We start from the raw sequence: 26,892 nt of genomic DNA on the forward strand, positions 1-26,892 counted from the left end.
CTAGAGTGAAACCATGAGTGCACGTCGTCCCGAGCCCGGTTCCGAGATGATCATGCAGTGGCGCAAATGGGACGGCTCGGCGCACTGGCGGCACGAGTGCGTGTACCTCGGCTCCGACGAGTGGGGGGACTGGCTCGGGCAGCCGACCGGCTGGCGCAGTGCCCGCCCCGGGGCATCCTTCATCGCGGCCACCCCGAATGTCACCCTGGTGCCCGCAGCCGGAGACTTCGCCCTCACCGTCAATCGCGATCACCCCAAGCGGATGCGAATCTACATCGACCTCGGCTGGGACATCCGCTGGTCGGATGATCCGCTGCTCGTCACGGGGATCGACATGGATCTCGACGTCGTGCGCGTCGAAGGAGAGCGGGGCACCTGGGTCGATGACCGTGACGAATGGGCGGAGCACAGCATCCGCTACGGATACCCGGCCGAGGTCATGACGCACCTCGAGGCGCTCGCGCTCGACCTCGAGGAGCGCGTCCGTGCGCAGCATCCGCCCTTCGGCGATGCGGTCCCCGACGTCTGGCTCGACCGTCTCGAAGCTCTCGCACTGGCACCGACGCCTAAACTCGACCTATGACCCCGAACGAGCCCAATCGCCCGGACCTCGGCAAGGACCCCGCCCGCGTCAGTGCGATGTTCGACCAGGTCGCGGCGGGCTACGACCGCACCAATATCGCGATGACGTTCGGCAATGACGCGCTCTGGCGTGCCGCGACGACCCGCGCTGTCGCGCCGAAGCCGGGGGAGCGCATCCTCGACCTCGGCGCCGGAACCGCATCGTCGTCCGCGTCTCTCGCTCGCAGCGGAGCCGATGTCGTCGCCGCTGATTTCTCGCCGGGGATGCTCGCCGAGGCGAAGCGCCGCCACGGCAGCATGCGCAATCTCTCCTTCGTCGAGGCCGACGCGACGAACCTCCCGTTCGGTGACGCCGAGTTCGACGCCGTGACGATGTCGTATGCACTGCGGAACGTGAACGACCCGAAGAAGGCTCTCGCCGAGCTGTTGCGGGTGACGAAGCCCGGTGGCCGACTGGTCATCAACGAGTTCTCCACGCCTCCCGGCAAGCTGTTCCGCTTCGCCTACCGCGTCTACAACGACCAGGTGCTGCCGCGGGTCGCCCGCGTCGCCGGCACCAACGGCGAGGCCTACGACTACCTCAACGAGTCGATCCGCGAGTGGCCGGACCAGAAGAAGTTCTCCGGGTGGATCCGCGAGGCGGGCTGGACGAACGTCGCGTACCGCAACCTCGCCATGGGAATCGTGGCTCTGCACCGTGCCACGAAGCCCGCGTAGGAACCGCGCGCAAACGGTGCACGCGACGAAGGTAGGCTGAGAGACGTGACTTCGAGCCCCGCCGCCCCGGGTTCGCGCCTGGCGAGCCGACTCGGCTTCAGCGACCGCGTGTTCATCGGTCGTGCCGCCCGCCGCGTGGCCCACACGATCGAGACCGGCCTCGAACTGGTCGAGACGGGTCTCGCTGAAGACCTCCGCGTCGCGGACTCCCTGGCGGATGCCGCCAGCCGCTATCTCTACGAGGCGGGTGGCAAGCGCATCCGCCCCGTGCTCACGCTGCTGGCCGCGCAGCTCGGCGACGGCAACACCGACGCCGTGATCGACATCGCCAAGGCGCTGGAGATGACGCACCTCGGCTCGCTCTATCACGACGACGTCATGGACGGCGCGGATCGTCGTCGCGGCGTACCGGCGGCGCACGCCGTATGGGGCAACAGCGTCGCCATCCTCACGGGTGACATCCTCTTCTCCCGCGCCAGCCAGCTCATGGCCAGGCACGGCGATCGCGCGATCCGGCTGCAGGCCGACACCTTCGAACGTCTGGTGCTCGGTCAGATGCACGAGACCATCGGCGCGCAGCCCGATGACGATCCGATCGCCTTCTACATCCAGGTGCTCGCGGACAAGACCGGTTCGCTGATCGCCGCCGCGACGCAGGCCGGCGTGATCTTCTCGAACGCGCCGTCCGAGTTCGAAGAGCCGATGCGCGTCTACGGCGAGAAGATCGGCGTCGCCTTCCAGCTTCTCGACGATGTGATCGACCTGTCCGCGAAGCCCGAGGACACCGGCAAGGTCCCAGGCACCGACCTGCGCGCAGGTGTGCCGACCATGCCGTATCTGCTGTTGAAGGCCGAGTCGGATGCCGCTGCCGGTGCTCTCGCCACGCGCATCGACGAGGGCGTCGCCCTGATCGCCGACGGCGCGGATGCCGCGATTCTCGACGGCCCGCTGGCGGAACTGCGCGATCATGCGGTGACGCAGAAGACGCTCGAGCTCGCCCACACCTGGACCAGGGATGCGGTCGCGGCCCTCGAACCGCTGCCTCAGGGCCCGGTGCGCGATGCGCTCACCCGATTCGCCGAAACTCTCGCAGAGCGCTCGAGCTGAACGCGGCTGCTGACGAAAGGATCCCCATGACCAAGCTCAGGCTGGCCATCGTCGGGGCGGGACCGGCAGGCATCTATGCCGCCGACATCCTGCTCAAGGCCGAGCGCAAGTTCGACGTCTCCATCGATCTCTTCGAGCAGCTTCCGGCGCCGTACGGCCTGGTGCGCTACGGCGTCGCCCCCGATCACCCCCGGATCAAGGGCATCATCAACGCCCTTCGCGACGTGCTCGACCGTGGCGACATCCGGATCTTCGGCAACGTCCGCTTCGGTACGGACATCGACCTGGAAGACCTCAAGAAGCACTACAACGCCGTCATCTTCGCGACCGGCGCGATCCGGGACACGTCGATGGACATCCCCGGAGTAGACGCGGTCGCCTCCTACGGCGCCGCGGACTACGTCAGCTGGTTCGACGGCCACCCCGATGTGCCGCGCGAGTGGCCGCTGGATGCCGAGTCGGTCGCCGTGATCGGCAACGGCAACGTCGCCCTCGACGTCGCCCGGATGCTGGCCAAGCACGCCGAAGACCTGCTCGTCACCGAGGTTCCGGCCAACGTCTACGAGGGACTCAAGGCGAGTCGGGTCACCGACGTGCACGTCTTCGGACGTCGTGGCCCCGCACAGGTGAAGTTCACCCCGCTGGAGCTGCGCGAGCTCGGCGAGCTGCGCGACGTCGACATGGTCGTCTACGACGAGGACTTCGACTACGACGAGGCTTCGAAGGATGCTGTCGCCAGCAACAAGCAGGTCATGGTCATCGACCGCGTCCTGCAGTCGTGGCGCAAGCGCGATTCGGTGAACAACGCCGGTGGCACGGCATCCCGTCGCCTGCACCTGCACTTCTGGGCGCGTCCAGTCGAGATCCGCACGGATGAAGACGGCCGGGTCGCCGCACTCGTCTACGAGCGCACGCAGCCCGATGATGAGGGCGCTGCCGTCGGAACCGGCGAGATGCGTGAGGTTCCGATCCAAGCCCTGTACCGGGCCATCGGCTACTTCGGATCCCCGCTTCCCGGTGTGCCCTTCGACAAGAAGCACGGCGTCATCCCGAACCGCGAGGGACAGGTGCTCGCCAAGGACTCCAACCAGCGTGTGCCCGGCATCTACGCGACCGGCTGGATCAAGCGCGGACCGGTCGGACTGATCGGCCACACCAAGTCCGACGCGATGGAGACCGTCCGTCACATCATCAACGACCAGGGCTCCTGGTGGCACCCGGAGGAGCCGTCGGAGGCGGCGATCCCGGCACTGCTGGCGGAGCGTGGCGTGCAGTGGACCGACCTTCAGGGCTGGCATCGCCTCGACGAGCACGAGGTCGCCCTGGGGGCACCCGAGGAGCGGGCGCGCGTCAAGGTCGTACCGCGCGACGAGATGGTGCGCATCTCTCGCGGCGAGTAGCGCGCCGCGGCCTGAGCGTCAGCCGGACGAAGGACGGCTAGCCTGGCGGCATGGCCGATTGGATTCCGGATGTGCTCGGGGACGAGTTCGAGCAGTTGACGCTCGAACTCGACGACGACACCGAAGGGCCGGTCGTCGCGACGCTCGTGCGTGCGCTGCCGGTCGAGGCGACCTGGTGGCAGCGCCTGCAGGGGCAGCGACGTCTGCTCGACGGTGTCGACGTGCTGTACGTGCACGGCTGGTCCGACTACTTCTTCCAGAAGACACTCGCTCGGTTCTGGACATCACGCGGTGCCCGCTTCTTCGCCCTCGACCTGCGCAAGTACGGCCGCAGCCTGCGCGACGGTCAGACGCCGGGATACATCGCCGACCTCGCCACCTACGACGAGGACATCGCGGCGGCGCTGGAAGCCATGGGACGCGGGACGGATGCCGGGGCATCCGGTCGTCGACTGGTGCTGTTCGGGCACTCGACCGGGGGGTTGATCCTGAGCCTGTGGGCATCTCGCCATCGCGGAGTCGCCGACGCCGTGATCCTGAACAGTCCGTGGCTGGAGTTCCAGATCGCACCGGCGAGGGCGGCCATCGCGCCGATGGTCGAGCTGCAGGCGCGGCTGCGTCCACTCGACGTCGCACCCCAGGTCGATCTCGGCTTCTACACCCGTGCGCAGCAGGAGGTCGCCGACCCGGATGACCCGATGGACGTGAATCCGCTGTGGCGCCCTGCGCAGACGATGGCCGTGCACGCCGGATGGCTGCATGCGATCCTCAGCGGGCACAAGGCGGTCGACGCCGGTCTCGCGATCGACGCTCCGGTCTGCACGCTGCTCTCGGCGCGCAGCGCGACGCCGACGCGGTGGTCAGAAGATCTCACCTCGGCCGACACCGTGCTCGTCGTCGACGACATCGCGCGAGCCGCGCTCAAGCTCGGGTCTTCGGTCACGGTGGAGCGTATCGATGGCGCGCTGCACGACGTGTTCCTCTCCCGGCGTGATGCGAGGCAAGACGCCTACGTCCGGCTCGATCGTTGGGCGAAGGGGTGGGTCGCCGCTCGTCGCTAGCCTGCGCGGCTGAGGAGACCCGATACGATGCGCATGAGTTCCTCGGCGGAACCGGACGGCAGGAGCATGCGATGACGATGACCGACACCTCGACGCGACCGATCAGAACCCGCGCGACCGTTTTCGCGATTCTGAGACTCGCCGTCGTCGCCCTCGTGGTGACCGCGATCGTCGCGACCTTCTTCGACACGGCGACCCGGGCCACGATCAACCCGTTCAACTTCTTCGGGTTCTTCACCATGCAGAGCAACATCATCACCGCTGTCGTGCTGCTGCTCGCGGCCGTGGCAACCCTCACCGGACGCACGCAGAAGCCGGGGCTCGTGCTCGCGCGCGCGTGCGCGACGACCTACATCGTGGTCGTGGGCATCGTCTACAACACTCTGCTCACCGGCCTGGAAGGCGGTGTCTCGCTGGAATGGGCGAACTGGGTGCTCCACGTCGCGTTCCCGATCTACGCCGCGGTCGACTGGGTCTTCTTCGGCGATCGCGCAGCTCTGCCGTGGAAGCAGCTCTGGGTCGCGCTGATCTACCCGGCGGTCTGGATCGCCGTGGTCCTCATCCGTGGAGCGACCGACGGCTGGGTGCCCTACCCGTTCCTCGACCCGGCCACCGGCTATGGGACCGTCGCGATCTACTGCGTCGCGATCCTCGTCGTGATCATCGTGGTGGCGGCGCTCGTCTTCGCCGTCAGCCGGATGCGCAAGGCGAAGCCCTAGCGCGTCGTCACCGGCTGACTCGGGGTCAGCGGTAGTTGATGAACTGGAGGTCGACGTCGAGATCCGCGCCCTTGAGCAGCGAGATCACGGCCTGCAGATCGTCGCGGCTCTTGGACTGCACGCGCAGCTCGTCGCCCTGGATCTGGCTCTTCACGCCCTTGGGGCCTTCGTCGCGGATCAGCTTGCCGATCTTCTTCGCGTTCTCGGAGGAGATGCCGTCTTTCATCGTCGAGACGATGCGGAACTCCTTGCCGCTGGCGAAGGGGTCACCGGACTCGAGGCTCTTCAGCGAGATCCCGCGCTTGATGAGCTTCGTCTGGAACACGTCGAGGACGGCCTTGGCGCGCTCCTCGGTGTTCGCGATGATCAGGATCGATTCGCCGCTCCACGCGATGGACGCGCCGGTTCCCTTGAAGTCGTAGCGCTGCTCGATCTCCTTGCGGGCCTGATTCAGGGCGTTCTCTGCCTCTTGGTGGTCCACTTTCGAGACGATGTCAAAGGAGCTGTCAGCCATGCCCCCATTCTACCGATCAGCGGGCGCAACGGAATTTTGGAAGCGCTTGCACAGCCCGGGCGCCCAGCAGCTGGGTCACGGATCGATATCGACGCCCATCGGGCGTTGCTTCTCTGTCGACTTTCATTGCATACTGTAAGCGCTTGCAGTAAACGCAGGCTTCCAGCATTGAGAGAGGCATACACCAATGAAGGTGAACAAGAGGGGCATCGTCGCCTTCGGCGCCATTGCCATGATTTCGACTCTGACGCTCGCCGGTTGCTCGACCGGATCCAGCGACGACGGCGCATCCGACGGAGACAAGGCCAGCGCGCTGACCGTCTGGGTCGACGCCGAGCGCGTGGACGCGCTGCAGGGCGCCGCGGACGCGTACGAGGAGAAGACCGGTGTCAAGGTCGAACTCGTCGGCAAGAGCGTCGATGACATGAAGGACGACTTCATCCAGCAGGTTCCGACCGGCAAGGGCCCCGACGTGGTCATGGGAGCGCACGACTGGCTGGGCGAACTGTCCACGAACGGCGTTGTCGCTCCGCTCGAGCTCGGCGACTCCGCATCCGACTACCTGCCTGTCGCTGTGCAGGCAGCCACGTACGACGGAACCGTCTACATGCTCCCCTACGCCGTCGAGAACATCGCGGTGCTCCGCAACGCGGACCTCGTCCCCGCGGCAGCGACCAGCTTCGATGACATGATCTCGAAGGGCAAGTTCGTCGTCGAGCAGGGCGCCGAGGGCAACCCGTACCACCTCTACCCCTTCCAGACGGCTTTCGGTGCTCCGGTCTTCGGCACGGACGAGTCCGGCAGCTACGACTCCGCTGACCTGCAGCTCGGCAGCGAGGGTGGCACGGCCTTCGCCAGCTGGCTCGCAGCTCAGGGTGCGGCAGGCACGCTGAACACCGATGTCGACGGTGAGATCGCCAAGCAGCAGTTCCTCGACGGCACGGCGGCTTTCTGGCTGACCGGCCCGTGGAACGTCGGCGCAGCAGTCGACGCCGGCATCAACGTGGCGATCGACCCCGTGCCGAGCCCGACCAGCGAGGCGGCCTCGCCGTTCGCCGGCGTGAAGGGCTTCTTCGTCAGCGCCGAGTCCAAGAACAAGGTCGCCGCGAACGACTTCCTCGTCAACTACATCGGCACCGAGGACGTCCAGCTCGAGCTGTTCAAGGCCGGCAACGTCCTGCCCGCGCTGACGGCTGCGGCCGACTCCGCGGCATCCGACCCGATCATCGCCGGCTTCCAGTCCGTCGGCGCCGACGCCGTCCCGATGCCGGCCATCCCCGCGATGGGTTCGGTCTGGCAGTTCTGGGGCGTCGCAGAGGCAGCGATCATCAACGGCTCCGACCCGGCGACGACGTGGCAGAAGCTCGTCGACGACGTGACGGCCGCCATCAAGTAACGGTTCCACCACCCCTGCCGGGGCGGGCGATCATCGCCCGCCCCGGCAGAACCACGACGGGGACGAGATGACAGACACCACTGAGACCACGGCGCCTCCCACCAAGAGGCAGCGCCAGGCCGCACAGATCGCCGAGGCCGCATCCGGTCCGATCGGCTGGATGCTGCTGAAGATCCTGCTGCTGGCGGTCGTCGACGCGATCGCTCTCTACGCGGTCTTCGTCCTCTTCGGCCATCAGGAATGGGTGCTCCTCGGCCTCGTCGTCGCCGTCACCGTCCTGGTCAACTACATCTACTTCTCGCGCAAGCGCGTGCCGGCGAAGTACCTCACGCCCGGCATCATCTTCCTGCTGATCTTCCAGGTGTTCACGCTCGTCTACACGGGCTACATCGGCTTCACGAACTACGGCACCGGGCACAACGGCACCAAGGATCAGGCGATCTCCGCGCTCCTCGCCAAGTCTCAGGAGCGCGTCGAGGACTCGCCGACCTACCCGGTCAAGGTCGTCGAGCAGTTCGGCACCTACGGTCTTCTCGCCACCGACCCGGAAACGGGTGACGCTCTGCTCGGTACCAACGAGCAGCCCCTCCAGGAGGTCGACGCCGAATTCGAAGGCGGGCAGGCCGTCTCCGTCGACGGCTGGACCACACTGCCGCTCGCGACCGTCTTCACCCTCTCCGAGGAGCTGGAGAACCTCGCGGTGCCGTTCAGCGACGACCCCAACGACGGCAGCCTCCGAGCGGCAGACGGGCAGAAGGGCAACCTCTACGTCTCGACGCTCGAGTACGACGCGGATGCGGACACCATCACCGACACCAGTGACGACGTCGTGTACTCCGACGTCGGGTCCGGTGCATTCACCGCCGAAGACGGCACCGAGATGCTTCCCGGCTGGCAGACCACCGTCGGTTTCGACAACTTCGTCCGCGCCGTGACAGACGAATCGATTCGTGGACCGCTCATCTCGGTGACGGTCTGGACCTTTGTCTTCGCCCTGCTCTCCGTGGCGACCACGTTCTTCCTCGGCCTCCTGCTCGCGCTGGTGTTCAACAACACGCGGATGCGATTCCGCAACGGATACCGGATCATCATGATCCTTCCCTATGCGTTCCCGGCGTTCCTCTCCGCCCTCGTCTGGGCCGGCATGATGAACGAGAGCTTCGGCTTCATCAATCAGGTCATCTTCGGGGGAGCGCAGATCCCGTGGCTCACCGACCCGGCCCTGGCCAAGGTGTCTGTGCTGCTCGTGAACCTGTGGCTCGGCTTCCCCTACATGTTCCTCGTCTGCATGGGCGCGCTGCAGGGCATCCCCGAGGATGTGAACGAGGCGGCCGTCATGGACGGCGCCAACCCGTGGCAGGTCTTCCGTCGCATCAAGCTGCCGCTGCTGCTGGTGACGGTCGCCCCGCTGCTGATCTCGTCGTTCGCGTTCAACTTCAACAACTTCAACCTGATCTACATGCTCACCAAGGGCGGGCCGCGCTTCGAAGACGTGAGCATCCCCGTCGGGCACACCGACATCCTGATCTCGATGGTCTACAAGGTGGCCTTCACCGGCCAGAATCGCGACTACGGTCTGGCCTCCGCCTTCACCATCCTGATCTTCATCGTGGTGGCGACGATCTCGGTCATCAGTTTCCGCAAGACCAAGGCCCTCGAGGAGCTGAACTGATATGAGCACTTCCAGCCCCGCCACCGTCGAGCAACGCCTCGCCCCGCGTCGCCGCAGCTTCGGCGCCTGGTTCGCCGACACCGGATGGCGCCACCTGGTCGCCATCGTGGTGAGCGCGTTCGCGCTCTTCCCGCTGCTGTACGTGCTGTCGGCTTCGCTCAACCCGAAGGGCACGCTGACCGGATCCAACCGGCTGTTCTCCGCCATCGGCATCGACAGCTACGTGCGCATCCTCAGTGATCCGCAGAACCCCTACGGGCTGTGGTTCCTGAACACGCTGATCATCGCCGTCATCACCGGCGGCGCGACCGTCTTCATCGGCGCGCTGGCCGCATATGCCTTCTCGCGCATGCGCTTCGCCGGCCGTCGTATCGGCCTCGTCACGATCGTCGTCGTGCAGATGTTCCCGCAGCTGCTCGCCGTCGTCGCGATCTTCCTGCTCATGTCGACCCTCGGGGACTGGTTTCCGGCGATCGGCCTGAACACGCACACCGGCCTCATCCTGGTCTACCTCGGTGGCGCGCTCGGCGTGAACACCTATCTCATGTACGGCTTCTTCAACACGCTGCCGATGGAGCTCGACGAGGCGGCGCGCATCGACGGCGCCGGGCACGCGCGGATCTTCTTCACCATGATCCTGCCGCTGGTGGCGCCGATCCTCGCGGTGGTCGCACTGCTGTCTTTCATCGGCACGGTCAACGAATACGTGATCGCCAGCGTCATCCTCGGCGATGTCGAACAGCAGACGCTGGTCGTCGGTCTTACTAAGCTCGTCGCGAATCCGCGTTACGCCGACTGGTCGGCGTTCTCGGCCGGCGCGGTCATGGCCGCAATCCCGGTGATGATCCTGTTCCTCTTCCTGCAGCGGTACATCGTCGGCGGGCTGACAGCGGGGTCCGTGAAGTAGGAGCTTCTCATGACTGTTCTGCTGCCCCATCACGATGGGTCGCCGCTCCACGTCTCGAACGACGCACCGCGGCTCGGCGACGTCGTCACCGTCCGCCTGCGGGTTCCGGCGGGGTACGGGCCGATCGCCGACATCCGCACCCGATCCAACCCCGACCATGAGCCGGAGTGGACGGCCGCAACCAGCATCGGAATCGCCGACGGCTGGGAGTGGTGGGAGGCGCCGATCACGGTGCGCAACCCGCGCCACGGTTATCGCTTCGCGATGGAGCACGTAGACGGCACGCTCGAATGGCTGAATCAGACGGGCGTCCACCGCCTGGAGACCCTGGATGCCGAGGACTTCGCGCTCGTCGCGAACTCGGCGCCGCCCGCCTGGCTGCATGAGTCCGTGATGTATCAGGTGTTCCCCGACCGCTTCGCGCGGTCAGCGAGGGCAGACGATCGGCCGACCCCGGACTGGGCGCTGCCGGCTGCCTGGAACGACCCCGTCGACCCTGTGATGCCGGCGCGGGCGACCCAGTTCTACGGCGGCGACCTCGACGGCCTGACCGAGAAGCTCGATCATCTCGTCGGTCTCGGGGTCAACCTGCTCTATCTCACCCCGGTGTTCCCCGCCGCCTCGAATCACCGCTACGACGCGTCCCGCTTCGACGCCGTCGATCCGATGCTGGGCGGCGACGAGGCTTACATCCGCCTCGTCGAGGCAGCGCATGCGCGCGGCATCCGCGTCATCGGCGACCTCACCAGCAACCACTCCGGAGACCGCCACGAGTGGTTCCGTGCGGCTTTCGGTCACCCGGGAGCTCCGGAAGAGGACTTCTACTACTTCACCGACGAGGGCAACACCGAGTACGAGTGCTGGCTGGGCGCCAGAAGCCTGCCGAAGTTCAACTGGGCGTCCGAAGAACTCCGCGAACGTTTCATCACCGGTGACGACTCGATCGTCGCGAAGTGGTTGAAGCCGCCGTACAACGCCGACGGCTGGCGCGTCGATGTGGCCAACATGACCGGACGCCTCGGCGACATCGATCTCAACGCCGAAGTGCGCCGGCTGCTGCGCGAGACGATCCTGGGCATCAACCCGGATGCGATCCTGCTGGGGGAGTCGACGAACGACGCGGCGAGCGATCTGCAGGGCGACGGATGGCACGGGGCGATGACCTACCCGTCCTTCACCCGTCCCCTCTGGGGATGGCTGAGCGAGCCGAACCTCGAGCCGTATCTGAATGCTCAGGGCGGCGAGGAAACCGTGCCCTGGTTCTTCGGGATGCCGATCGGCGGCATCCCGCGGTACACGGCGCGCGACTTCGTCGACGCGGTCACGCGGTTCACTGCCGGCATCCCGTGGCGGGTGCGCCAGGGGAACATGCAGCCCCTGGACACGCACGACACCGGCCGATTCGCGACCAACGCCGCGCCGGGAACGGTGCCGGTGGCGGTCGGGCTGTCGATGACGATGCCGGGGGTCCCTGTCGTGTTCGCCGGCGACGAGTTCGGTCTCACGGGGGTCGACGGCGAGGCGAGTCGTACGCCGATCCCGTGGGGCACCGAGACCGCTCCCGACGTGGCCGAGCGGCTGTCGCTGTACCGCGATCTGGTCGCGCTCCGCCGTGGGCATCCGGTGCTGGGAACGGGCGGGCTGCGGTGGCTGCACGTCGACGATGCGGCCGTGGTTTTCGTTCGGGAGTCGGCCGACGAGTCGGTTCTGGTGCTGGCGACGAGGGGCGGTGTGGATGCCGGGCTTCCGGCGGGTGCGCTCCTCGGCGCTGCGGCCGCCGAAGCACTGTTCGGCGAAGCGACGCTCGCCGTGGCATCCGACGGCTCCGTCGACATCGTCGCCGAGGGGCCGATGTTCGCGGCCTGGAGCCTTCCCGGCGTGACCTTCCCGGCGTGACCTTCTCGGTTCGCTGAGGGGAACGCTGGTCAGTCTTCGGCCGCGACCTGCTGCTTCTGGCCGCCGCTGACCGAGGCCAGGACCTCGTCCTGAGTGACCGTCACGGCGAGCCACAGCGCACCCGTGAGAACCGGGTTGCCTTCGACTGTCGTCAGCAGCACCGGCGGCCGCGCGGTGACGATCGCGTACAGATGGTGCTGCACCAGGCTGCGGAGGCGGTCGGATCCGGCAGCGGAGAGGGAGCCGGCGAGTACAAGGAGTTCCGGGTCGATGATCGCGACGACGGCGGATAGGCCGAGGGCGAGGCGGCGTGCGATCTCATCGAGCGCGGCTGCAGCGCCCTCGGCATCCGAGTCGACGGCCGCGGCCAGCGCCTCGGTGACCGTGTCGCCCGTGAAGCCGTGCTGACGGAGAACCTCTTCGAGTGCCGGTGCGCCGGCCAGAGCCTGCATCCCGTTGCTGCCGTACTCCGGCGATTCCTGCACGGTGGGGGCACCGGGAATGGGCATGTCAGAGATCTCGCCCGCGCCACCGGTGAGCCCGCGATGGAGCCGGCCACCCAGCATCAGCCCCATTCCGATCCCGTCGGAGACCCAGAGCAGCGCGAAGCTGTCGAGGCCCTCGGCGGCACCGCTCACCCGTTCTGCGATCGCGGCCAGGTTGACGTCATTCTCGATATCGATCGGAACGCCGACACGCGCCTCGATCGTGCTGGAGAGTCCTGCCCGTTGCCACCCGGGGATGTGTGCGGCGAATCGCAGGCGATCCGTGGTCGGATCGATCGCCCCCTGGATGCCGATGACGACCCGGCGTAGATCGGTGAGGTCGATCCCGGCGGCTGCGCAGGCGCCGGCGAGGGCGGCATGCACGTCCGCCGCCGGATCGGGGGTCTTGTCCGACAGTGTCGGCAGCTCGAACTCGCCGACGATCGTGCCGGCGAAGTCGACCACAGTGGCCGCGATCCGCTCGGGGGTCACGTCCAGCGCGGCCATGTGGGCGATGCGCGCATCGGCGCTGAACAACTCGGCTGCGCGCCCGATCGCGCCGTCGCGGTTGCCGTCGCTCTTCACGAGTGACATCTCCCGCAGCTGGGAGAGGAGGTGGGAAGCCGTCGGTTTGGAGACGCCGAGGCTGGCGGCGATCTCCGGTCGGGTCAGCGGACCATGATCAAGCAGCAGACGGAGTGCAGCACGAGCGTTGATGGCCCGGACCACGCCGGTGCCGATGGGAGGGCTGGCGCCGGTAGGTGGATTGAGCACGGTGTCCTCGAGGATTCTGGGTCGGGTGAAATCGAATGCTACCGAAGCTACGCCCCGGTGAACGCACTGAGAAGTATCGAGTTCGCCATTGCGCACGGCGGATGCTCGGTGTATAACTTCGGAAAGGACGTTTCTTAACGTTCAACCCGACCCCCCTCGGAGGAACTCATGCGTCATCGTCGACCATTGCTCGCCTTACTGGCTGCGGCCCTCGTCATACCCCTTGCCGGGGTAGTGGCGACGTCCGCGCAGGCGGCGCCCGTCACCCTTCGCGACCCGATCAAGCGCGAGGTCGCCATGGCGGTCATGATCTCCGCCGAGAACTCGGACATCGCGTGGTGGACCAAGTACGGCTACATCGAGCCGATCAACGACCACCGCGGCTACACCGCTGGAATCGTCGGCTTCACATCGGGCACGGGCGACATGCTCGAGCTGGTGAAGTACTACACCAGCAAGGTTCCGAACAACAACCTGGCCAAGTGGATCGACGAGCTCGAGGATGTGAACGGCACCGATAACATCGGCCCACTCGGCTCTGCATACGTAGCGGACTGGGAGGCAGAGGCTCAGCAGCCTCGCTGGCAGCAGGCGCAGCGCGACATGGTCAACCGGATGTACTTCGATGTGTCCGTCGACCAGGCCATCGCCGACGGACTGGGCCCGCTCGGCCAGTTCATCTACTTCGACGCCTACGTCATGCACGGCGACGGCGGCAACACCGGGTTCGACGCGATGCGCACCAGGACGCGTGCGAAGGCGAAGACTCCGGCCTCTGGTGGTACCGAGGCGGCTTATCTGAAGGCCTTCCTCGACGAGCGCCGCACGACGATGAAGAACGCGCCGGAAGACGTGGATGGGGCATGGGAAGACACCAGCCGCATCGACACCGCGCAGCGTGTCTTCCTCAACAACGGCAACTTCAACCTCAACACGCCCCTGACCTGGGCCGTGTACGGCGAGTCCTTCTCGCTCCCCGCGACCGTGACGCCGCACTGGCCGGCCGACATCCCCTACACGGACCCCGGTACGCCGACCCCGACTCCGACGCCCACGTCGAACCCGGGCACCGGCACGCTGATCTCGAAGAACCGGCCGGCGACGGCATCCACGGTCGAGGCAGCCGGCCATGAGGCCGCGAAGGCCGTTGACGGCGACGTGACCACGCGCTGGGCAAGCACCGAAGGTGTGGAGAACCAGTGGGTACGCGTCGATCTCGGCGCCGGCGCGAAGGTCGACAAAGTCGTCCTGAAGTGGGAGGCGGCCTACGCCTCGAAGTACCGCATCGAAACCTCCAACGACGGCACCACCTGGACTGTGCTCAAGACCGAGTCCGCCGGCAACGGCGGCACCGACGAGCACACTGCCTTGAACGGCACCGGACGGTACCTGCGCATCTTCGGCACCGCACGTGGCACGGCCTACGGCTACTCGCTGTTCGAGGTCGAGGCCTACGGCACAGCCGGTGGTACGACGCCGACCCCGACGCCGACCCCGACGCCGACTCCGACCTCGACGCCGACGCCGACTCCGACGCCGACTCCGACGGCCGACGTGCTGATCTCCAAGAACAAGACCACCACCACGTCAACCGTGGAGGCGGCAGGTCACGAGGGTGCCAAAGCCGTTGACGGCGATGCCACCACCCGTTGGGCGAGCATCGAAGGCGTTGACCCCCAGTGGATCAGCGTCGACCTCGGTACCGGAGCGAAGGTCAACAAGGTCGTACTGAAGTGGGAGGCGGCCTATGGCAAGAACTACACCATCGACATCTCCAACGACGGCACCACCTGGACCACGCTGAAGACCGAGTCCGCCGGTAACGGTGGCACCGATGAGCACGTGAACTTGAACGGCACGGGACGCTACCTGCGCATCAAGGGCACCGCACGCGGCACGACCTACGGGTACTCGCTGTTCGAGCTCGAGGCGTATGGCACGGCCGGCACCGGTGGGGGCAACCCCAACCCGGGTACGTCGTTCACGGTGGTCGCCGCTGGTGACATCGCCGGTCCGAACTGCACGACGCGTGGAGTGCCGACCGACAACGGAGACATGCAGTCCGACTGCAAGCACTTCGAGACGTTCGATCGTGCGAAGGCGATCAACCCGGCGTTCTACATCACCCTCGGCGACATGCAGTACGACGACGGTCACATGGAGGACTTCATGGGCGCGTACAACAAGACCTGGGGCACGGTCAAGAACAACACCTGGCCTGTCCCGGGCAACCACGAGACGTACGACGACTACGAGAACCTGGACCCGAAGGCGTACCGCGACTACTTCGGAAGCCGTGCCACGCCTCAGGGCAAGATGTACTACAGCTACAACTACGGCAACTGGCACTTCATCGCGCTGGACTCCAACAACGTCGATGACCAGGCGCAGCGCGACTGGCTGGCAGCGGATCTCGCGTCGAACACCAAGCAGTGCGTGGCCGCGTACATGCATCACCCGGGATACAGCTCGGGCAGCCACGGCAACGAGCCGGTGGCCCAGCCCTTCTGGAAGATGCTCGCGAACGCGAACGTTGAGCTCGTGCTCAGCGGACACGATCACGACTACGAGCGCTTCGCTCCGATGAACGCCTCTGGTGCTGCGTCCTCCTCCGGGACGGTCCAGATCGTCAGCGGCCTCGGCGGTCACGAGATGCGCGACTTCGGCAACACCAAGCCGAACAGCGTGAAGCGCATCAACACCGCGTACGGGGTGTCGCAGCTCGACTTCACCGACACCACCGTGACGCAGAAGTTCGTCGACATCGGCGGCAACGTGCTCGACAGCACCACGATCACCTGCCACTGACGAACATGTATCTCGCCGGCAGCAAAGCGCGGCAAGACGAAGGCAGCACGGCGGTCCACCCTCAGGTGGGCCGCCGTGCGGCTGGAGTCGGCAGCACCGCGATCGCACTCGGAGCGGTGAGCCTGCTCACCGATCTCTCCTCAGAAATGGTCACGGCGGTCCTCCCGCTGTACCTCGTCATCGGGCTGGGCATGTCCCCGCTCGCCTTCGGCTTCCTCGACGGCCTCTACAACGGCGTCACCGCCTTCGTGCGGCTTCTCGGCGGGCACCTCGCTGACCGCTGGTCGCAGCACAAGCTCGTCGCCGGCATCGGCTACGGGCTTTCCGCCGTCTGCAAGCCGTTCCTCCTGCTCTCTGGATCCTCGACGACGGCGCTCTCCGCGACGCTGGCGATCGACCGGATCGGCAAGGGCATCCGCACCGCCCCGCGCGACGCACTGATCTCGCTGTCGGTCGACGACGCGCACCAGGGCCGTGCCTTCGGCGTTCACCGCGCCATGGACACGGCCGGTGCGCTGATGGGTCCGCTCGTCGCGTTCGCCCTGCTGTGGTTCGTGGCGGATGCCTTCGACGCGGTCTTCATGGTGAGCTTCTGCGTCGCCACTCTCGGCGTGATCGTGCTCATCGCGTTCGTGCCGGGGCGCAAGTCGATGCCGGTCGGAGCGCCGCGTCCGACGCTGCGAGAGACGCTCGGCCTTCTGGCGGAGCCGAAGTTCCGTCGGCTCCTGATCGCTGCGACGATCCTCGGCCTCGCGACCATCGGCGACGGTTTCCTGTACCTCGGTCTGCAGGAGCGTCTGCAGCTCGACGTCGCGTTCTTCCCGCTGCTGCCTCTCGGCAGCGCCCTGGTCTACCTTCTGCTCGCGGTGCCGATGGGCAAGCTCGCCGATCGCATCGGTCGTCGACTCCCGTTCCTGCTGGGCAACCTCGCCCTGGTCGGCGCGTACTCGACGCTGCTGCTGCCGATCGAGGGCCCGATCCTGCTCGTGCTGCTGCTCGCGCTGCTCGGTATCTTCTACGCAGCGACCGACGGCGTGCTGATGGCCCTCGCCGGCCCCGACATCCCGCGGGAGCGCCGTGCCGGCGGTCTCGCGCTGCTGCAGACAGGGCAGGCCACCGGTCGGCTCTTCGCCGCGGTCATGTTCGGTGCTGCCTGGACCTTCTGGGGTGTGGCGACGGCGCTCGCGGCCGCCGCAGTCGTCCTGCTGCTGGTCCTGATCGCCGCAGCCGTGCTGATCCGGCCGGAGCCGCGTGTGCAGGAGGTCGCCGAATGACCACGGAGGCGGATGCTCTCGCGCCCGACGTCACGGAGCCGGCACCGGAGACCGAGCCCGACGGGCACTCGCTGAAGAAACGGCTGCTGCTCGTCGGGGTCGCAGCTCTCGCGCTCGCGGCCATCGGCATCGGGTACACCGTGTGGGCCGGTGCTCGTCCTTCGGACAGCGCGTACGCGTCGGGGGATGCTGCGCCGGTGAGCGATCCTGGCCTCTACCTCCACGATCAAGGCGGCTATGTCGTGCTCCAGGACGGTGGTGGAAAGGTCAGCGTCGACGACGGTTCGAAGACGCCGCCGCGCACTGGCACCGGTGTGGATTGCCTCCGCTTCTACGCGGCGGGGGAGAGCGCCGTGTGCGTCCGTCCGCAGGGCGGGCTGAAGCCGATGACGACGGTGGAGATCCTGGACACCGAACTCGCGGTCAAGGAGACCTTCAAGTTCGAAGGGGTGCCGAGTCGCGCGCGGGTGTCGCCGTCCGGGAAGATGATCGCGTGGACGCTGTTCGTCACCGGTGACAGCTATGCCGGGACGAACTTCTCGACGAGGACGGGACTGTACGACGTCGACTCGAACTATCTCGTGGACTCCATCGAGGAGATTCAGTTGTACATCGACGGCAAGCGCGTGCGCCGGCCGGATGTGAACTACTGGGGTATCACCTTCGCCGCGGACGACAACACCTTCTACGCGACCGTGGCCACCGACGGGAAGACCTATCTCGTCAAGGGCGACTACGAGAACTGGACGGCGACGACCGTGCGGGAGAACGTGGAGTGCCCCTCTCTCTCACCCGACGAAACCAGGCTGGTCTTCAAGAAGCGCGTCAACGAGGGCGTCGAGGATCCCTGGCGGTTGTACGTCCTCGATCTGGCGACGATGCAGGAGAAGCCACTGGCCGAGGATCGGAACGTCGACGATCAGGCGGCCTGGCTCGATGACGACACAGTCGCATACATGATCGACGGTGACGTCTGGTCGGTGCCGGCCGACGGCAGCGGTGAGCCGAAGCTGATCGCTCCAGATGCGACGTCGCCCGTCATGGTCGGCGGCTGACGCGAGTCCGAGAAGGCGGTGTCTTCAGGCACCGCCTTCTCTCGGACCGGCTACCTTGCGTTGCATGCTACCTTGTCATGCATGACAGCGGACGTCGGTGCGCAGATGCGCAAGGGGGTGGTCGAGTACTGCGTGCTCGGACTCCTCGCGCGCGAGCCGATGTACGGCTGGCAGCTCGCCGAAGCGCTCACCGCGGCCCGCCTGATCGCCAGCATCGGCACGCTCTATCCGCTGCTCGGTCGGCTGCGTGACAACGGATGGGTCAGCACGTTCGACCTCCCGTCGGAAAGTGGTCCAGTGCGCAAGTACCACCGGTTGACGGATGCCGGCACCGCTGAGCTCGCGCATTTCCGCGCGCAATGGACGCCGTTCGCCCGGGTCGTCACCGGCCTCGTCGGAGAGGGATAGACATGTCTGAGAATGAAGCCACCCGGCAGCGCGAGGAATTCCTCGCCCGACTCGACGCCGCGATGCGCGACGTGCCGCACGGTGTCGCCACGGACATTCGCCGGGGGATCCTGGAAGAGCTCGAAGGGTTGGATGCGAACGCGACGGCGGAGCGCATCGCTCGCCTCGGCGATCCGGTGCTGATCGCCAGGGAGGCTCGGATGGGCGGTGCGGATGCTGCGGCCCCCGCGCCCGTGGTCGTAGCGGCGGAGTCAAGGGAGCCGATGACGCAGACCCGCGGGTTCGCGATCATCGCCGCGCTCAGTTTGGGTTTCGGCGGATTCCTCATTCCTGTCGTGGGTTGGGTCATCGGCGCCGTGCTCGTGGGCCTGAGTCCGCTGTGGAGGCGAGGGGAGAAGATCATCGCGTTCGTCGCCCCATTCGTGGTCGTCGGGCTCTCGGCGCTGATCATCTCCCTGCTGTCGGGGTTCGGGTCCGGAAGCCGCAGCGACTCCACAGGCACCTTCGAGACGCCCGTGGCTAACAATCCGTTGGTGCCGTCAGGACTTGACCTGTGGCACAGCGGCTTCCTCTTCGCGTTTCTGCTTCTCCCAGCATCCGGTCTCTGGCTGCTGTGGCGTCTCCGCGGCCGCGCCGCGCGCTGAACCGGCCGTGCCCTGTTGCACTTGCAGGACGAATGCACACCTGTCGGACGAAAACCGTGAAATCGTCCGACAGGTGTGACAACGTCCTGCAGGTGGCACGCGTGGCCGCCCAGGGAAGACCGGTTCGTCCGGCATCGGCGCGCTGAGTCCGAGGTCGGCCGGCACCGCCGTAGCCTGAGGGCATGTCACGGGTGGGGGGTCGAAATCTCGCAGTGAGCTGGGTGGCCGGCATCCTGTGCGCCGGCGTGATCGGCGGCCTGCTCTGGTTCGCTGTTCCGATCGTGCCCTCGCTCGTGGAGCTCGCCGGCGGACTTCTCCGAGACGCCTTTCCTTGAGCGAGGCGCGCGGGCCGGATGCCGCGGAATCACGCCGATTGCCGACACGTCGGCACGCCTCCTGGCCCGTGTCTGTCTGCGGCGGTACCCTCACACTGCACACTTCCCACGAGAGGCGCACCCCATGAGTGACCCCGACGTTCCCAAGGACGATAAGCCGAACGACGTGAACGACGTCGTCGACAGCGCGAACGCCGGTCTCGCCGAGGCCGAGGCGGCTCGCGCCGACCTCCCCTACACCACCGCGGACGCTACTCCCGACGCGCACGTCGACCCCGACCTCGCCGCCTTCGAAGAGGCCGAGCGCGACTATCCCGGCACGTTCGCGGCTGCTCAGGCAGCCGAAGCGGCTCGGGTCGACGCAGAGACATCGGTCGTCGACGACGTCAGAGTCACCGAGACCGAGGTGTACGCCGCTCCGCACGTCCACGAGGAATCGGCGATGGCCGGTGCCGCCTACACGGCACCTGTGGCGAACGACGCCGAGACGCGCGTGGTTCCCTCGGAACCCGTGCTCTCGCCGGTTCTGCAGCAGCCGATCTTCGTCCAGGCGCCGGAAGCGCCTCGCGAACGCGGCAACCGCGGCACCGCGGCCGGAATCGGCCTGCTGGCGACTCTCAGCTTCGCGGTCCTGTATCTCGGTGCCGCGCTCGGCTTGGGCGCGATCGCGGGTGACGTCACCGGTGCGAACATCGGCGAAGCAGCGCTCGCTCCACTGACCACATGGGGCTTCTGGGTGCCCGTCGTCGTCTTCTTCATCGGCTTCTGGTTGCTCGGCGCGATCATCAACCGCGGACGCTGGGGCCTGTGGGTGGTCCTGGGAATCCTCGTCGGACTCTTCGCATACGCCGGGCACATCCTCGGTCAGCTGTTCGAAGCCCCTTTCTGGACCCTCACGGCAGCACAGGGCAACGCGCTCGTGGGGGAGCAGTTGCTCGCCCCGCTCGCGATCGCTGCCTTCGTGTTCGCGCGGGAGCTCACCATCTGGTTCGGCGCCTGGGCTGCACGCAGCGGCGCTCGCAAGACCGAACTCAACGCCGAGGCGCAGCGCGAGTACGAGCGAACCCTCGAAGCCGGTCCCACCCTTTCGAGGTAGTCACGAACACCACGACGCCGAACCCCCGCGGATCCGATTCCGCGGGGGTTTCGGCTGTCCTGGCGCTGACGCTTTCGACGGTGAGCTTCTTCGCGCTGACCGTGTTCGGCCTCGGAGCCATGAGCGTTGCGACCGACACCGACATCATCGCGGTACCGGGACTCGGCCAGTCGCCGGGAATCGTGGGGATGCTGGCCGCACTCGTCGTGTTCGCCATGACTCTGCGCACTGCGCTGCGGCGCCAGCATCCGACCTTCCTCGCCGCACCGGTGACGGCGTTGACGACGGCGCTCGTGCACCTGATGGCGGTGTGGTTCGCCACGCTGGTCTCGAGCGGCGACCTCGTGATCGCCACCGTCGTCGCCGGCGGCCTGGTGCAGGGCGGCCCGAGCCTGGTGCTGCTTCTCGCGGCCGCGATCGCGGCCTGGGGCGGTATCGCTCTGCGGCGTACGCGCGCCGAGCATCCGCGTTGGCCGTGGGAGCGCGACGAGGACGAGTGACTGGCGCCCTGAGACCCGCGCCGCGGCGCGATGCGGGAAATCAGGATGGGGGAGCCCCACGCGCCGTACCCTGGAGACGTGGAGCGCTCATTGGAGACGCAGGTGGATCAGGCCGTCGAGGCCTGGTTGCGCTGGGTGCCGCGCTGGGAGCCGGCGACCCACCGAGGGCGCGTCGCGCCCTGTCGCCGCTGTCTCGGCTCGCCCATCCTCTCTGCGGCCGGCATCGGCGGGAACGTTCCGCACGGTGTGCAGCATGGACTGTCGACGCGCATCAAGACCATCGTCGACCACGCGGTCGCCGACTACACGGCTCGCAACCTCCCGATGCTGCAGCACGAGCTCGACCAGCAGGCGGAGCGCAACCGGGCGCGTAGCTACCGTCCGGCCGAAGACCTTGCGCCCGAATTCGACGGCCTTCCGCTGGATCCGGATCCGGTGCCCGGAGCGCCATTCCTGTTCACGATTGCCGGGATGGCCGACGACGCTGCGGACGAGTTGCCGCCGCTGCCGCCGTTGACCGACGAGGCCAAGGCCGCGCTCCGGCAGGAGGTCGCCCTCGCCGACGAGTACGCGAACATGGTGGGGCGCGAGATCTGCGGCATCCTGCTGCGGCATCGGCTCTATATCCAGGCCGCGATCTCGCAGCACGTCGAGCCCCAGATCGAAGCTCTGCTCGCCGAACTCACCGAGTCGCTCGATTCGCCGTTCGACCCCGACGTCTCATAGCGCCACTCGCCGAAGAAGTCCGTAAGCCGTGTATCGGCTGTGAGGTGACGGTTTCGGCTAGGTGTGTCCGGATGCCAGTCACTATCGTTTTTCGATAGATATACGTCGATCTTCGATAGGGGCATCATGCAACCGCGCGTCACCTTCCTGCTCAAGGCTCTCATCGCCGTCATGCTGCTTCTGCTGCTGACGAGCCAGGTCGTCGTGATCCCCGAGGTGGCGCGCATCACCGCGATCCGCAACCCCGACGTCGCTCACCTCGAGCTCCCCGGCATCGTTGGGTCGGTCGTGTTCCTGCTGCTCATCCAGGTCACCCTCATCTGCGTCTGGCGGCTGCTCTCGCTTGTCCGGGCGGAGCGGATCTTCAGCCCCGACGCGTTCCGCTACGTCGACGTGATCCTCGGGGCGCTCATCGCGGCGGGTGTGCTCATCAGCGCCTCGTATGTCGTGATCCTCGCGAACCGTGCCGTCTCCCTTCAGCTCACCCTTCTCGCCGTCCTCGGTGTCGTCGTCAGTGCCGCGCTCGCGCTGCTCGTCGTCGTGCTGCGGGGTCTGTTGCGCAAGGCGCTCGAGCTCGAGCAGGACCTGGCCGAGGTCGTCTGATGCCGATCGTGATCGACCTGGACGTGCAACTCGCGCGCAAGAAGATGAGCGTGCAGGAGTTCGCGGATGCCATCGGCATCACACCGGCCAACGTCGCCGTGCTCAAGAACGGGCGTGCGAAAGCGGTGCGCTTCACGACGCTCGAGGCCATCTGCCGGGTGCTCGAATGCCAGCCGGGGGACATCCTGCGCTGGGTTCCCGGTGATGACGCGGACGAGGAGAGATGATGACGACGACGATGTCGGTACCGGCGGCGACCGGCTGGGGGGAGAGCGTCGCCCGGCGGCTGCTCGATGACCACGCGTGTCCGGTGTGCGTGCAGGGGCCGCTCTCGGGCGGGTACTGCACCCATTGCGGCGCAGACCTGACAGGGCAGATCGGTACCGAACTGTGGAATGCGTCCGTCGCGGCGGCCGAGCAGATCCGCGCGCGGGACGCACTCCTGCACCGCGTGCCGCGCCTACGGCCGGCCCTTCTGAAAGCGGTGCACGCTGAGTCCGGACTCGTGGTGCCGCCTCCGCCGGTCGCCGCGACTCCCGCCGCTGCCGCCCCGACCCCGCGGAACAGTGCAACCCTCCAGTCGGTCCTGGCGACCGCCGGCGCCGGCCTCTTCGCAGTGGCGGCGATCGTCTTCACATACTTCAACCCCGACCTCGCCGATCGCGCGGCCCGCGGCGTGGTCACGGGCCTGATCACGCTGATCTTCCTCGGTGGCGCGTGGTTGCTGGCGCGGCGTCGACTGCAGTTCTCTGCCGAGGCGGTGGGTGGGCTCGGCCTGGTCTTCGCCGGCCTGGACGTGCATGCCGCCGTACAGCTCGCCGCTCCCGGGGCGAACGCCTGGCTGACCGCTGCTCTCGTGACCGCGGCGGCAGCCGGAGTCATCCTGGCAGCGGCGCTGCGCTCGGGGATTCGGATCTGGCTGTGGACAGCTCTGGTCGCGCTGGCGGTCACTCCGGCGATGCTCGGATATGCCGCTGATGCTCCGCTCCTCATCGCGCTCGGTCACGTCGCAGTCGCGTTCGCGGCGGCAGGGATCGTCGAGGTGCTTCCGCCGTTGGCGGCGCGATTCCCGCGGGCGGTTTCTGCGGATACGGATGCGGACGCCGATACAACGGATGCGGATAGGACGGATGCCGACACGACGGACGTGACCGCCCTGGCCGGCCGAGGGAGTGGCGGTGCGCCGAGGCGTCTGCTGACGGCAGAGCGCACGACGCTGGTCGCCCTCCAACTGCTCGCCGTGCTCAGCGCGCTGGTGCTGACGCTGCGCCTTCCGTCCGCCGACGCGACGGCCTTCGCGTTCTCGGTGAGCGGGGTGCTCGCCCTCGTCGCCGCGCACGCGCTCGTCGCCTCGCGGCAGGCGCTGACGCGGCTGTGGAGCTTCGCCGCGGGCGCGACCGCCGCGACCGCCCTGACCGTCGGTGTCTACGGTGCGAACCAACCGGCCGTCGTCGGAGGCGCCTGGTTCCTCGCGATCATCCCGGCGGCCGCGGCCGGCGCCCTGGTTCTCGTCGGAGGCCTGCTTCCCCTGCCGAGACGGACCCGGCGCGGCTTCCTCGTGGGTGGCGCACTCACCGTGCTGGCGGCGGTCGGTGCTCTGCCGCTCCAGTTCTCCGTGTTCACCGGTGGTTTCACCGTGATCGATTTCCTCCGCTTCAGTGGCGGGGACGTAATGGCGGGCGCCGGGACCGACCAATGGGGCTGGGCGCCGTTGGTGGGGCTGACCGCGATGGCCGTCGGCCTCGCCCTGTTCGGCATCGTCGCGCGTCGGCGTCCCGAGATCCGGGGTCTTGCCAAGGGGACGGACACGGTGGCGGTCATGCTGGGCGTCGTCGTCATCCTGACGCTCGGCTGCCTGCGGGTGCTCCCGCTGCCGGCGGCCGTCGGCGTGCTCGCCGGATTCGCCGCGGTCGTCGGATTCGCGCTCCGGGGGCTCCCTCTGCTGCGCCAGGCCCGCGGGGGCCTGCGCCTGCCTCTCCTGATCGGCGCGCACCTCGCGATCCTGGTCTCGGTCATGATCGCATGGCGCGATCTCGCGATCGTCACACCCGCCGGAGTGGCGAGCATCGTCGCGCTCGCGGCCGTCGGCGCCGCGTCCGCCCGGGGGAGCCGCTTCCTGCATGTCGGTCTCGGGTTCGGCTACGCACTGGTCATCACATCGACCGCTCTCTCGCAGGCCGGTGTCGGCGGTATCGCGCTCCTCTGCCTCACCGCATCCGCCGGTCTCGCCGTCGCGATCGCCGCGACCTACCTGCCGCGCATCGGAGCACGCGCCTGGCAGGCGGTGCTCGTCGTCGCTGCGGTGCCGTTCGGCCTCGGGGTCGTCCAGGTGATGTACGAGCGCAGCGGGTGGACCGCGGTCTCGACCGGGCTGATGTTCGTCCTCGCCGTCTCGCTGCTGCTGACCCGCCGCCCAGGACTCACACCGGTCGTGCGCACCGCGGCCGCAGGAATGCTGGTGCCGACCCTCGCCGTCGTGATCGTCTGTCTCGGCGCGCAGGTTCTCGCCGCCAGCGCGTCGCCGGTGACGCTGCCCGTCATCGCCGTGCTGGTCGCAGCGGTGCTGCCTTCGACCACGCTGATCAGCGAGGCGCTCGCGATGCACGGCATCGGTGTGCGGGCATCGGACGCTGCGCGGGTGGCGATCGAGGCGTCGGCTCTTCTCACGGGGGCGATCGCGGTCGGTCTTGCTCTGGTGCGGGATGCCGCAGGGCTGGGGACGACCTTCCTGGTGCTGCTGATCCTCGGCGTCGGAGCCGTCGCGAGTGCCGTGTTCACCGGTCGTCGCTACGCGTGGTGGGTCGCGGCGGCCTCCTTCACTGGTGCGCTCTGGTGCGTCTGGGGCCTGATCGGCGTCGATCTGCTCGAGGCCTATCTGCTCCCGCCGGCGCTCGGCGCCGCGAGCGTGGCGGTCGTGCTCACCGTCCGCGGTCGACGGGCGACCGGCCTGTACGCGGCGGGCCTCGGCGCGGCGATCGCGCCGCTGCTCGCGGCGCTGGTTCTCGCCGACGCGCGTGCGGACACGGTCCCGTGGCGTGCCGCCGGACTGCTGGCCGCGGCCTGGGTGCTGCTCGGACTCGCCCGATTCCTCGGCTCGGCGTCCGCGAAAGCGATCCGGTTCCGGCGGCTCAGGGTCCTCCGTACGTCGACGTTCGGCGCTGCGGGCCTCGCCGGCCTTGCCGGTACCGTTCAGGGCATTCGTCTCGGACTCGGCGACGACGTCGCCGACCTGCACGGCGCGATCCTGTTCCTCGTCTGCTTCGGCGTCAGCGCCGTCGGCGCTCTGGCGCTCGCCGCCGCCGGACACGGCATCCGGCTGGCGTCTCCTGAGGGATCGCGGAGACGGACCACGCGCTGGTTGCAGGCTCCTGCTGCATTGGCCCTCGCTGCCGGGACCTGGTGCGCCATCGAACGCGACTGGTTCTCGATCTGGGCGATGTGGGCGCTGATGCTCGCGTACCTGTTCGCCGTCGTCCTCGTCGCCGCGCGCGGAGTGCGCACCGCGATGCCCCCGGTGTGGTTCCTGTTCGCGCTCGCGTTCGTGACGGCGATCGTGGCCTGGAGCCCTCGAGACCTCCGCGTCGAGTGGTTCTCCCTTCCGCTGGGGGCATTCCTGCTGGTCGCGGGCGCATGGGGCATGCGGTCGGATGCCGCGGCGCACGTGGCGGCACCGGGGATGCCGGGGGACCGGCCGACGTTGAACAGCTGGCCAGGACGCTGGACGGGCTCGTGGGCGCTGCTGGCGCCAGGGATCGTGACGATGATGATCGCGTCCATCGTGTCGACCTTCACCGATCCGCTCACCTGGCGGGCGATCCTGGTGATGGTGCTCGCGCTCGCCGCGATCCTGGTCGGCTCCGGCCGGCGACTGGCGGCGCCGTTCCTGCTGGGGCTGATCGTGCTGCCGATCGAGAACGTGTTCGTGTTCACCGTGCAGATCGGTCGCGGCATCGAGTCGATGCCGTGGTGGATCACGCTCGCCGTCATCGGCGCCGTCCTGCTGATCATCGCCGTGACCGCAGAACGACGCACCGGAACGGAGAACTCGATGGCGGCACGCATCCGGGATCTGCGCTGACGCGTGGACCGCGACCGTCCGCCCATTTGACCGCCAGGTTACGCACCATTACACTTGGCCAGGTGTGTGCACGTCTTGACGTGCGCGCTGGGCGTCGGCACCATGCCGGTCCGCCTCCACGGCATACCCACCACA

At 67.6% G+C, this 26,892-nt stretch carries 24 protein-coding genes; 22 read left to right on the top strand and 2 right to left on the bottom strand.

Features of this window, described 5'->3' with window-relative positions:
- Positions 1-13: 13 nt before the first annotated feature.
- The 6 genes from MRBLWO13_RS09395 to MRBLWO13_RS09420 all read left to right on the top strand — a co-directional run bounded on the left by MRBLWO13_RS09395 (position 14) and on the right by MRBLWO13_RS09420 (position 5,586).
- Positions 14-583 (top strand): hypothetical protein, encoded by a 570-nt coding sequence (locus MRBLWO13_RS09395; protein ID WP_341973729.1) that lies wholly within the window; start codon positions 14-16, stop codon positions 581-583.
- On the top strand, positions 580-1,299 hold the full coding sequence (locus MRBLWO13_RS09400; RefSeq protein ID WP_341973730.1) for a ubiquinone/menaquinone biosynthesis methyltransferase: 720 nt from the start codon (positions 580-582) through the stop codon (positions 1,297-1,299). Before MRBLWO13_RS09395 ends, MRBLWO13_RS09400 begins: the two co-directional genes overlap by 4 nt.
- 45 nt (positions 1,300-1,344) lie before the next feature.
- Positions 1,345-2,406 carry a polyprenyl synthetase family protein gene (locus MRBLWO13_RS09405; RefSeq protein ID WP_341973731.1) on the top strand — a complete coding sequence of 354 codons (1,062 nt, stop codon included), beginning with the start codon at positions 1,345-1,347 and terminating at the stop codon, positions 2,404-2,406.
- A 26-nt stretch (positions 2,407-2,432) separates the two neighbouring features.
- Positions 2,433-3,806, top strand: a complete 1,374-nt coding sequence (locus MRBLWO13_RS09410) for an FAD-dependent oxidoreductase (protein ID WP_341973732.1) — start codon at positions 2,433-2,435, stop codon at positions 3,804-3,806.
- A 50-nt stretch (positions 3,807-3,856) separates the two neighbouring features.
- Positions 3,857-4,867 (top strand): alpha/beta hydrolase, encoded by a 1,011-nt coding sequence (locus MRBLWO13_RS09415; RefSeq protein WP_341973733.1) that lies wholly within the window; start codon positions 3,857-3,859, stop codon positions 4,865-4,867.
- Between the two features lie 71 nt (positions 4,868-4,938).
- On the top strand, positions 4,939-5,586 hold the full coding sequence (locus tag MRBLWO13_RS09420) for a Pr6Pr family membrane protein (RefSeq protein ID WP_341973734.1): 648 nt from the start codon (positions 4,939-4,941) through the stop codon (positions 5,584-5,586).
- 25 nt (positions 5,587-5,611) lie between these two features.
- Here the strand turns inward: MRBLWO13_RS09420 and MRBLWO13_RS09425 are convergent, their stop codons facing one another.
- Positions 5,612-6,100: a YajQ family cyclic di-GMP-binding protein gene (locus MRBLWO13_RS09425; protein ID WP_341973735.1), complete on the bottom strand. Its 489-nt coding sequence runs from the start codon at positions 6,098-6,100 to the stop codon at positions 5,612-5,614.
- Positions 6,101-6,287: 187 nt separating this feature from the next.
- Between MRBLWO13_RS09425 and MRBLWO13_RS09430 the strand changes: the two genes are divergently transcribed.
- From MRBLWO13_RS09430 to MRBLWO13_RS09445, 4 genes are all read left to right on the top strand, one after another.
- Entirely contained in the window at positions 6,288-7,496 is a 1,209-nt protein-coding gene (locus MRBLWO13_RS09430; protein ID WP_341973736.1) for a maltose ABC transporter substrate-binding protein, read from the top strand.
- A 67-nt stretch (positions 7,497-7,563) separates the two neighbouring features.
- Positions 7,564-9,168 (top strand): ABC transporter permease subunit, encoded by a 1,605-nt coding sequence (locus MRBLWO13_RS09435; protein WP_341973737.1) that lies wholly within the window; start codon positions 7,564-7,566, stop codon positions 9,166-9,168.
- A 1-nt stretch (position 9,169) separates the two neighbouring features.
- The gene (locus MRBLWO13_RS09440; RefSeq protein WP_341973738.1) at positions 9,170-10,075 is read left to right on the top strand and encodes a sugar ABC transporter permease; all 906 of its coding nucleotides are present in this window, start codon (positions 9,170-9,172) and stop codon (positions 10,073-10,075) included.
- A 9-nt stretch (positions 10,076-10,084) separates the two neighbouring features.
- Entirely contained in the window at positions 10,085-11,971 is a 1,887-nt protein-coding gene (locus MRBLWO13_RS09445) for a glycoside hydrolase family 13 protein (protein WP_341973739.1), read from the top strand.
- 29 nt (positions 11,972-12,000) lie between these two features.
- On the opposite strand, the gene MRBLWO13_RS09450 is transcribed toward MRBLWO13_RS09445, so the two are convergent.
- Positions 12,001-13,230 carry an ROK family transcriptional regulator gene (locus tag MRBLWO13_RS09450; protein ID WP_341973740.1) on the bottom strand — a complete coding sequence of 410 codons (1,230 nt, stop codon included), beginning with the start codon at positions 13,228-13,230 and terminating at the stop codon, positions 12,001-12,003.
- A gap of 234 nt (positions 13,231-13,464) precedes the next feature.
- Here MRBLWO13_RS09450 and MRBLWO13_RS09455 point away from each other — a divergent pair, with 234 nt between their 5' ends.
- The 12 genes from MRBLWO13_RS09455 to MRBLWO13_RS09510 all read left to right on the top strand — a co-directional run bounded on the left by MRBLWO13_RS09455 (position 13,465) and on the right by MRBLWO13_RS09510 (position 26,757).
- Positions 13,465-16,038, top strand: a complete 2,574-nt coding sequence (locus tag MRBLWO13_RS09455; RefSeq protein ID WP_341973741.1) for a chitosanase — start codon at positions 13,465-13,467, stop codon at positions 16,036-16,038.
- A gap of 5 nt (positions 16,039-16,043) precedes the next feature.
- Entirely contained in the window at positions 16,044-17,312 is a 1,269-nt protein-coding gene (locus MRBLWO13_RS09460) for an MFS transporter (RefSeq protein WP_341973742.1), read from the top strand.
- On the top strand, positions 17,309-18,367 hold the full coding sequence (locus tag MRBLWO13_RS09465) for a hypothetical protein (RefSeq protein ID WP_341973743.1): 1,059 nt from the start codon (positions 17,309-17,311) through the stop codon (positions 18,365-18,367). The genes MRBLWO13_RS09460 and MRBLWO13_RS09465 overlap by 4 nt, the downstream gene beginning before the upstream one ends.
- An 81-nt stretch (positions 18,368-18,448) precedes the next feature.
- Complete coding sequence (locus MRBLWO13_RS09470; RefSeq protein ID WP_341973744.1) at positions 18,449-18,775, top strand: PadR family transcriptional regulator; 327 nt, start codon at positions 18,449-18,451, stop codon at positions 18,773-18,775.
- Positions 18,776-18,777: 2 nt separating this feature from the next.
- Positions 18,778-19,419 (top strand): hypothetical protein, encoded by a 642-nt coding sequence (locus MRBLWO13_RS09475; protein WP_341973745.1) that lies wholly within the window; start codon positions 18,778-18,780, stop codon positions 19,417-19,419.
- 182 nt (positions 19,420-19,601) lie between these two features.
- Complete coding sequence (locus MRBLWO13_RS09480; protein WP_341973746.1) at positions 19,602-19,754, top strand: hypothetical protein; 153 nt, start codon at positions 19,602-19,604, stop codon at positions 19,752-19,754.
- A 124-nt stretch (positions 19,755-19,878) separates the two neighbouring features.
- Entirely contained in the window at positions 19,879-20,850 is a 972-nt protein-coding gene (locus MRBLWO13_RS09485; protein ID WP_341973747.1) for an ABC transporter, read from the top strand.
- A gap of 80 nt (positions 20,851-20,930) precedes the next feature.
- A complete protein-coding gene (locus MRBLWO13_RS09490) occupies positions 20,931-21,350 on the top strand; it encodes a hypothetical protein (protein ID WP_341973748.1) in 420 nt (139 codons plus the stop codon).
- A gap of 78 nt (positions 21,351-21,428) precedes the next feature.
- Entirely contained in the window at positions 21,429-22,076 is a 648-nt protein-coding gene (locus tag MRBLWO13_RS09495; RefSeq protein ID WP_341973749.1) for a spermidine/putrescine ABC transporter substrate-binding protein, read from the top strand.
- Positions 22,077-22,202: 126 nt separating this feature from the next.
- Positions 22,203-22,679, top strand: a complete 477-nt coding sequence (locus MRBLWO13_RS09500) for a DUF2975 domain-containing protein (RefSeq protein ID WP_341973750.1) — start codon at positions 22,203-22,205, stop codon at positions 22,677-22,679.
- Positions 22,679-22,906 carry a helix-turn-helix transcriptional regulator gene (locus tag MRBLWO13_RS09505; RefSeq protein ID WP_341973751.1) on the top strand — a complete coding sequence of 76 codons (228 nt, stop codon included), beginning with the start codon at positions 22,679-22,681 and terminating at the stop codon, positions 22,904-22,906. Before MRBLWO13_RS09500 ends, MRBLWO13_RS09505 begins: the two co-directional genes overlap by 1 nt.
- Entirely contained in the window at positions 22,906-26,757 is a 3,852-nt protein-coding gene (locus MRBLWO13_RS09510) for a hypothetical protein (RefSeq protein ID WP_341973752.1), read from the top strand. Before MRBLWO13_RS09505 ends, MRBLWO13_RS09510 begins: the two co-directional genes overlap by 1 nt.
- The last annotated feature ends 135 nt before the right edge of the window (positions 26,758-26,892 follow it).

It is taken from the genome of Microbacterium sp. LWO13-1.2 (genome assembly GCF_038397725.1).
Classification (GTDB): Bacteria; Actinomycetota; Actinomycetes; order Actinomycetales; family Microbacteriaceae; genus Microbacterium.

Excerpts from the sequence above, each read along its gene's own strand:
- MRBLWO13_RS09480 (WP_341973746.1), top strand. The coding sequence starts at position 19,602 with ATGTCACGGGTGGGGGGTCGAAATCTCGCAGTGAGCTGGGTGGCCGGC.
- MRBLWO13_RS09465 (WP_341973743.1), top strand. The coding sequence starts at position 17,309 with ATGACCACGGAGGCGGATGCTCTCGCGCCCGACGTCACGGAGCCGGCA.
- MRBLWO13_RS09510 (WP_341973752.1), top strand. The coding sequence starts at position 22,906 with ATGACGACGACGATGTCGGTACCGGCGGCGACCGGCTGGGGGGAGAGC.
- MRBLWO13_RS09485 (WP_341973747.1), top strand. The coding sequence starts at position 19,879 with ATGAGTGACCCCGACGTTCCCAAGGACGATAAGCCGAACGACGTGAAC.
- MRBLWO13_RS09475 (WP_341973745.1), top strand. The coding sequence starts at position 18,778 with ATGTCTGAGAATGAAGCCACCCGGCAGCGCGAGGAATTCCTCGCCCGA.
- MRBLWO13_RS09470 (WP_341973744.1), top strand. The coding sequence starts at position 18,449 with ATGACAGCGGACGTCGGTGCGCAGATGCGCAAGGGGGTGGTCGAGTAC.
- MRBLWO13_RS09445 (WP_341973739.1), top strand. The coding sequence starts at position 10,085 with ATGACTGTTCTGCTGCCCCATCACGATGGGTCGCCGCTCCACGTCTCG.
- MRBLWO13_RS09500 (WP_341973750.1), top strand. The coding sequence starts at position 22,203 with ATGCAACCGCGCGTCACCTTCCTGCTCAAGGCTCTCATCGCCGTCATG.
- MRBLWO13_RS09430 (WP_341973736.1), top strand. The coding sequence starts at position 6,288 with ATGAAGGTGAACAAGAGGGGCATCGTCGCCTTCGGCGCCATTGCCATG.
- MRBLWO13_RS09410 (WP_341973732.1), top strand. The coding sequence starts at position 2,433 with ATGACCAAGCTCAGGCTGGCCATCGTCGGGGCGGGACCGGCAGGCATC.
- MRBLWO13_RS09440 (WP_341973738.1), top strand. The coding sequence starts at position 9,170 with ATGAGCACTTCCAGCCCCGCCACCGTCGAGCAACGCCTCGCCCCGCGT.
- MRBLWO13_RS09435 (WP_341973737.1), top strand. The coding sequence starts at position 7,564 with ATGACAGACACCACTGAGACCACGGCGCCTCCCACCAAGAGGCAGCGC.
- MRBLWO13_RS09420 (WP_341973734.1), top strand. The coding sequence starts at position 4,939 with ATGACGATGACCGACACCTCGACGCGACCGATCAGAACCCGCGCGACC.
- MRBLWO13_RS09460 (WP_341973742.1), top strand. The coding sequence starts at position 16,044 with ATGTATCTCGCCGGCAGCAAAGCGCGGCAAGACGAAGGCAGCACGGCG.
- MRBLWO13_RS09400 (WP_341973730.1), top strand. The coding sequence starts at position 580 with ATGACCCCGAACGAGCCCAATCGCCCGGACCTCGGCAAGGACCCCGCC.
- MRBLWO13_RS09395 (WP_341973729.1), top strand. The coding sequence starts at position 14 with ATGAGTGCACGTCGTCCCGAGCCCGGTTCCGAGATGATCATGCAGTGG.
- MRBLWO13_RS09505 (WP_341973751.1), top strand. The coding sequence starts at position 22,679 with ATGCCGATCGTGATCGACCTGGACGTGCAACTCGCGCGCAAGAAGATG.
- MRBLWO13_RS09425 (WP_341973735.1), bottom strand. The coding sequence starts at position 6,100 with ATGGCTGACAGCTCCTTTGACATCGTCTCGAAAGTGGACCACCAAGAG.
- MRBLWO13_RS09415 (WP_341973733.1), top strand. The coding sequence starts at position 3,857 with ATGGCCGATTGGATTCCGGATGTGCTCGGGGACGAGTTCGAGCAGTTG.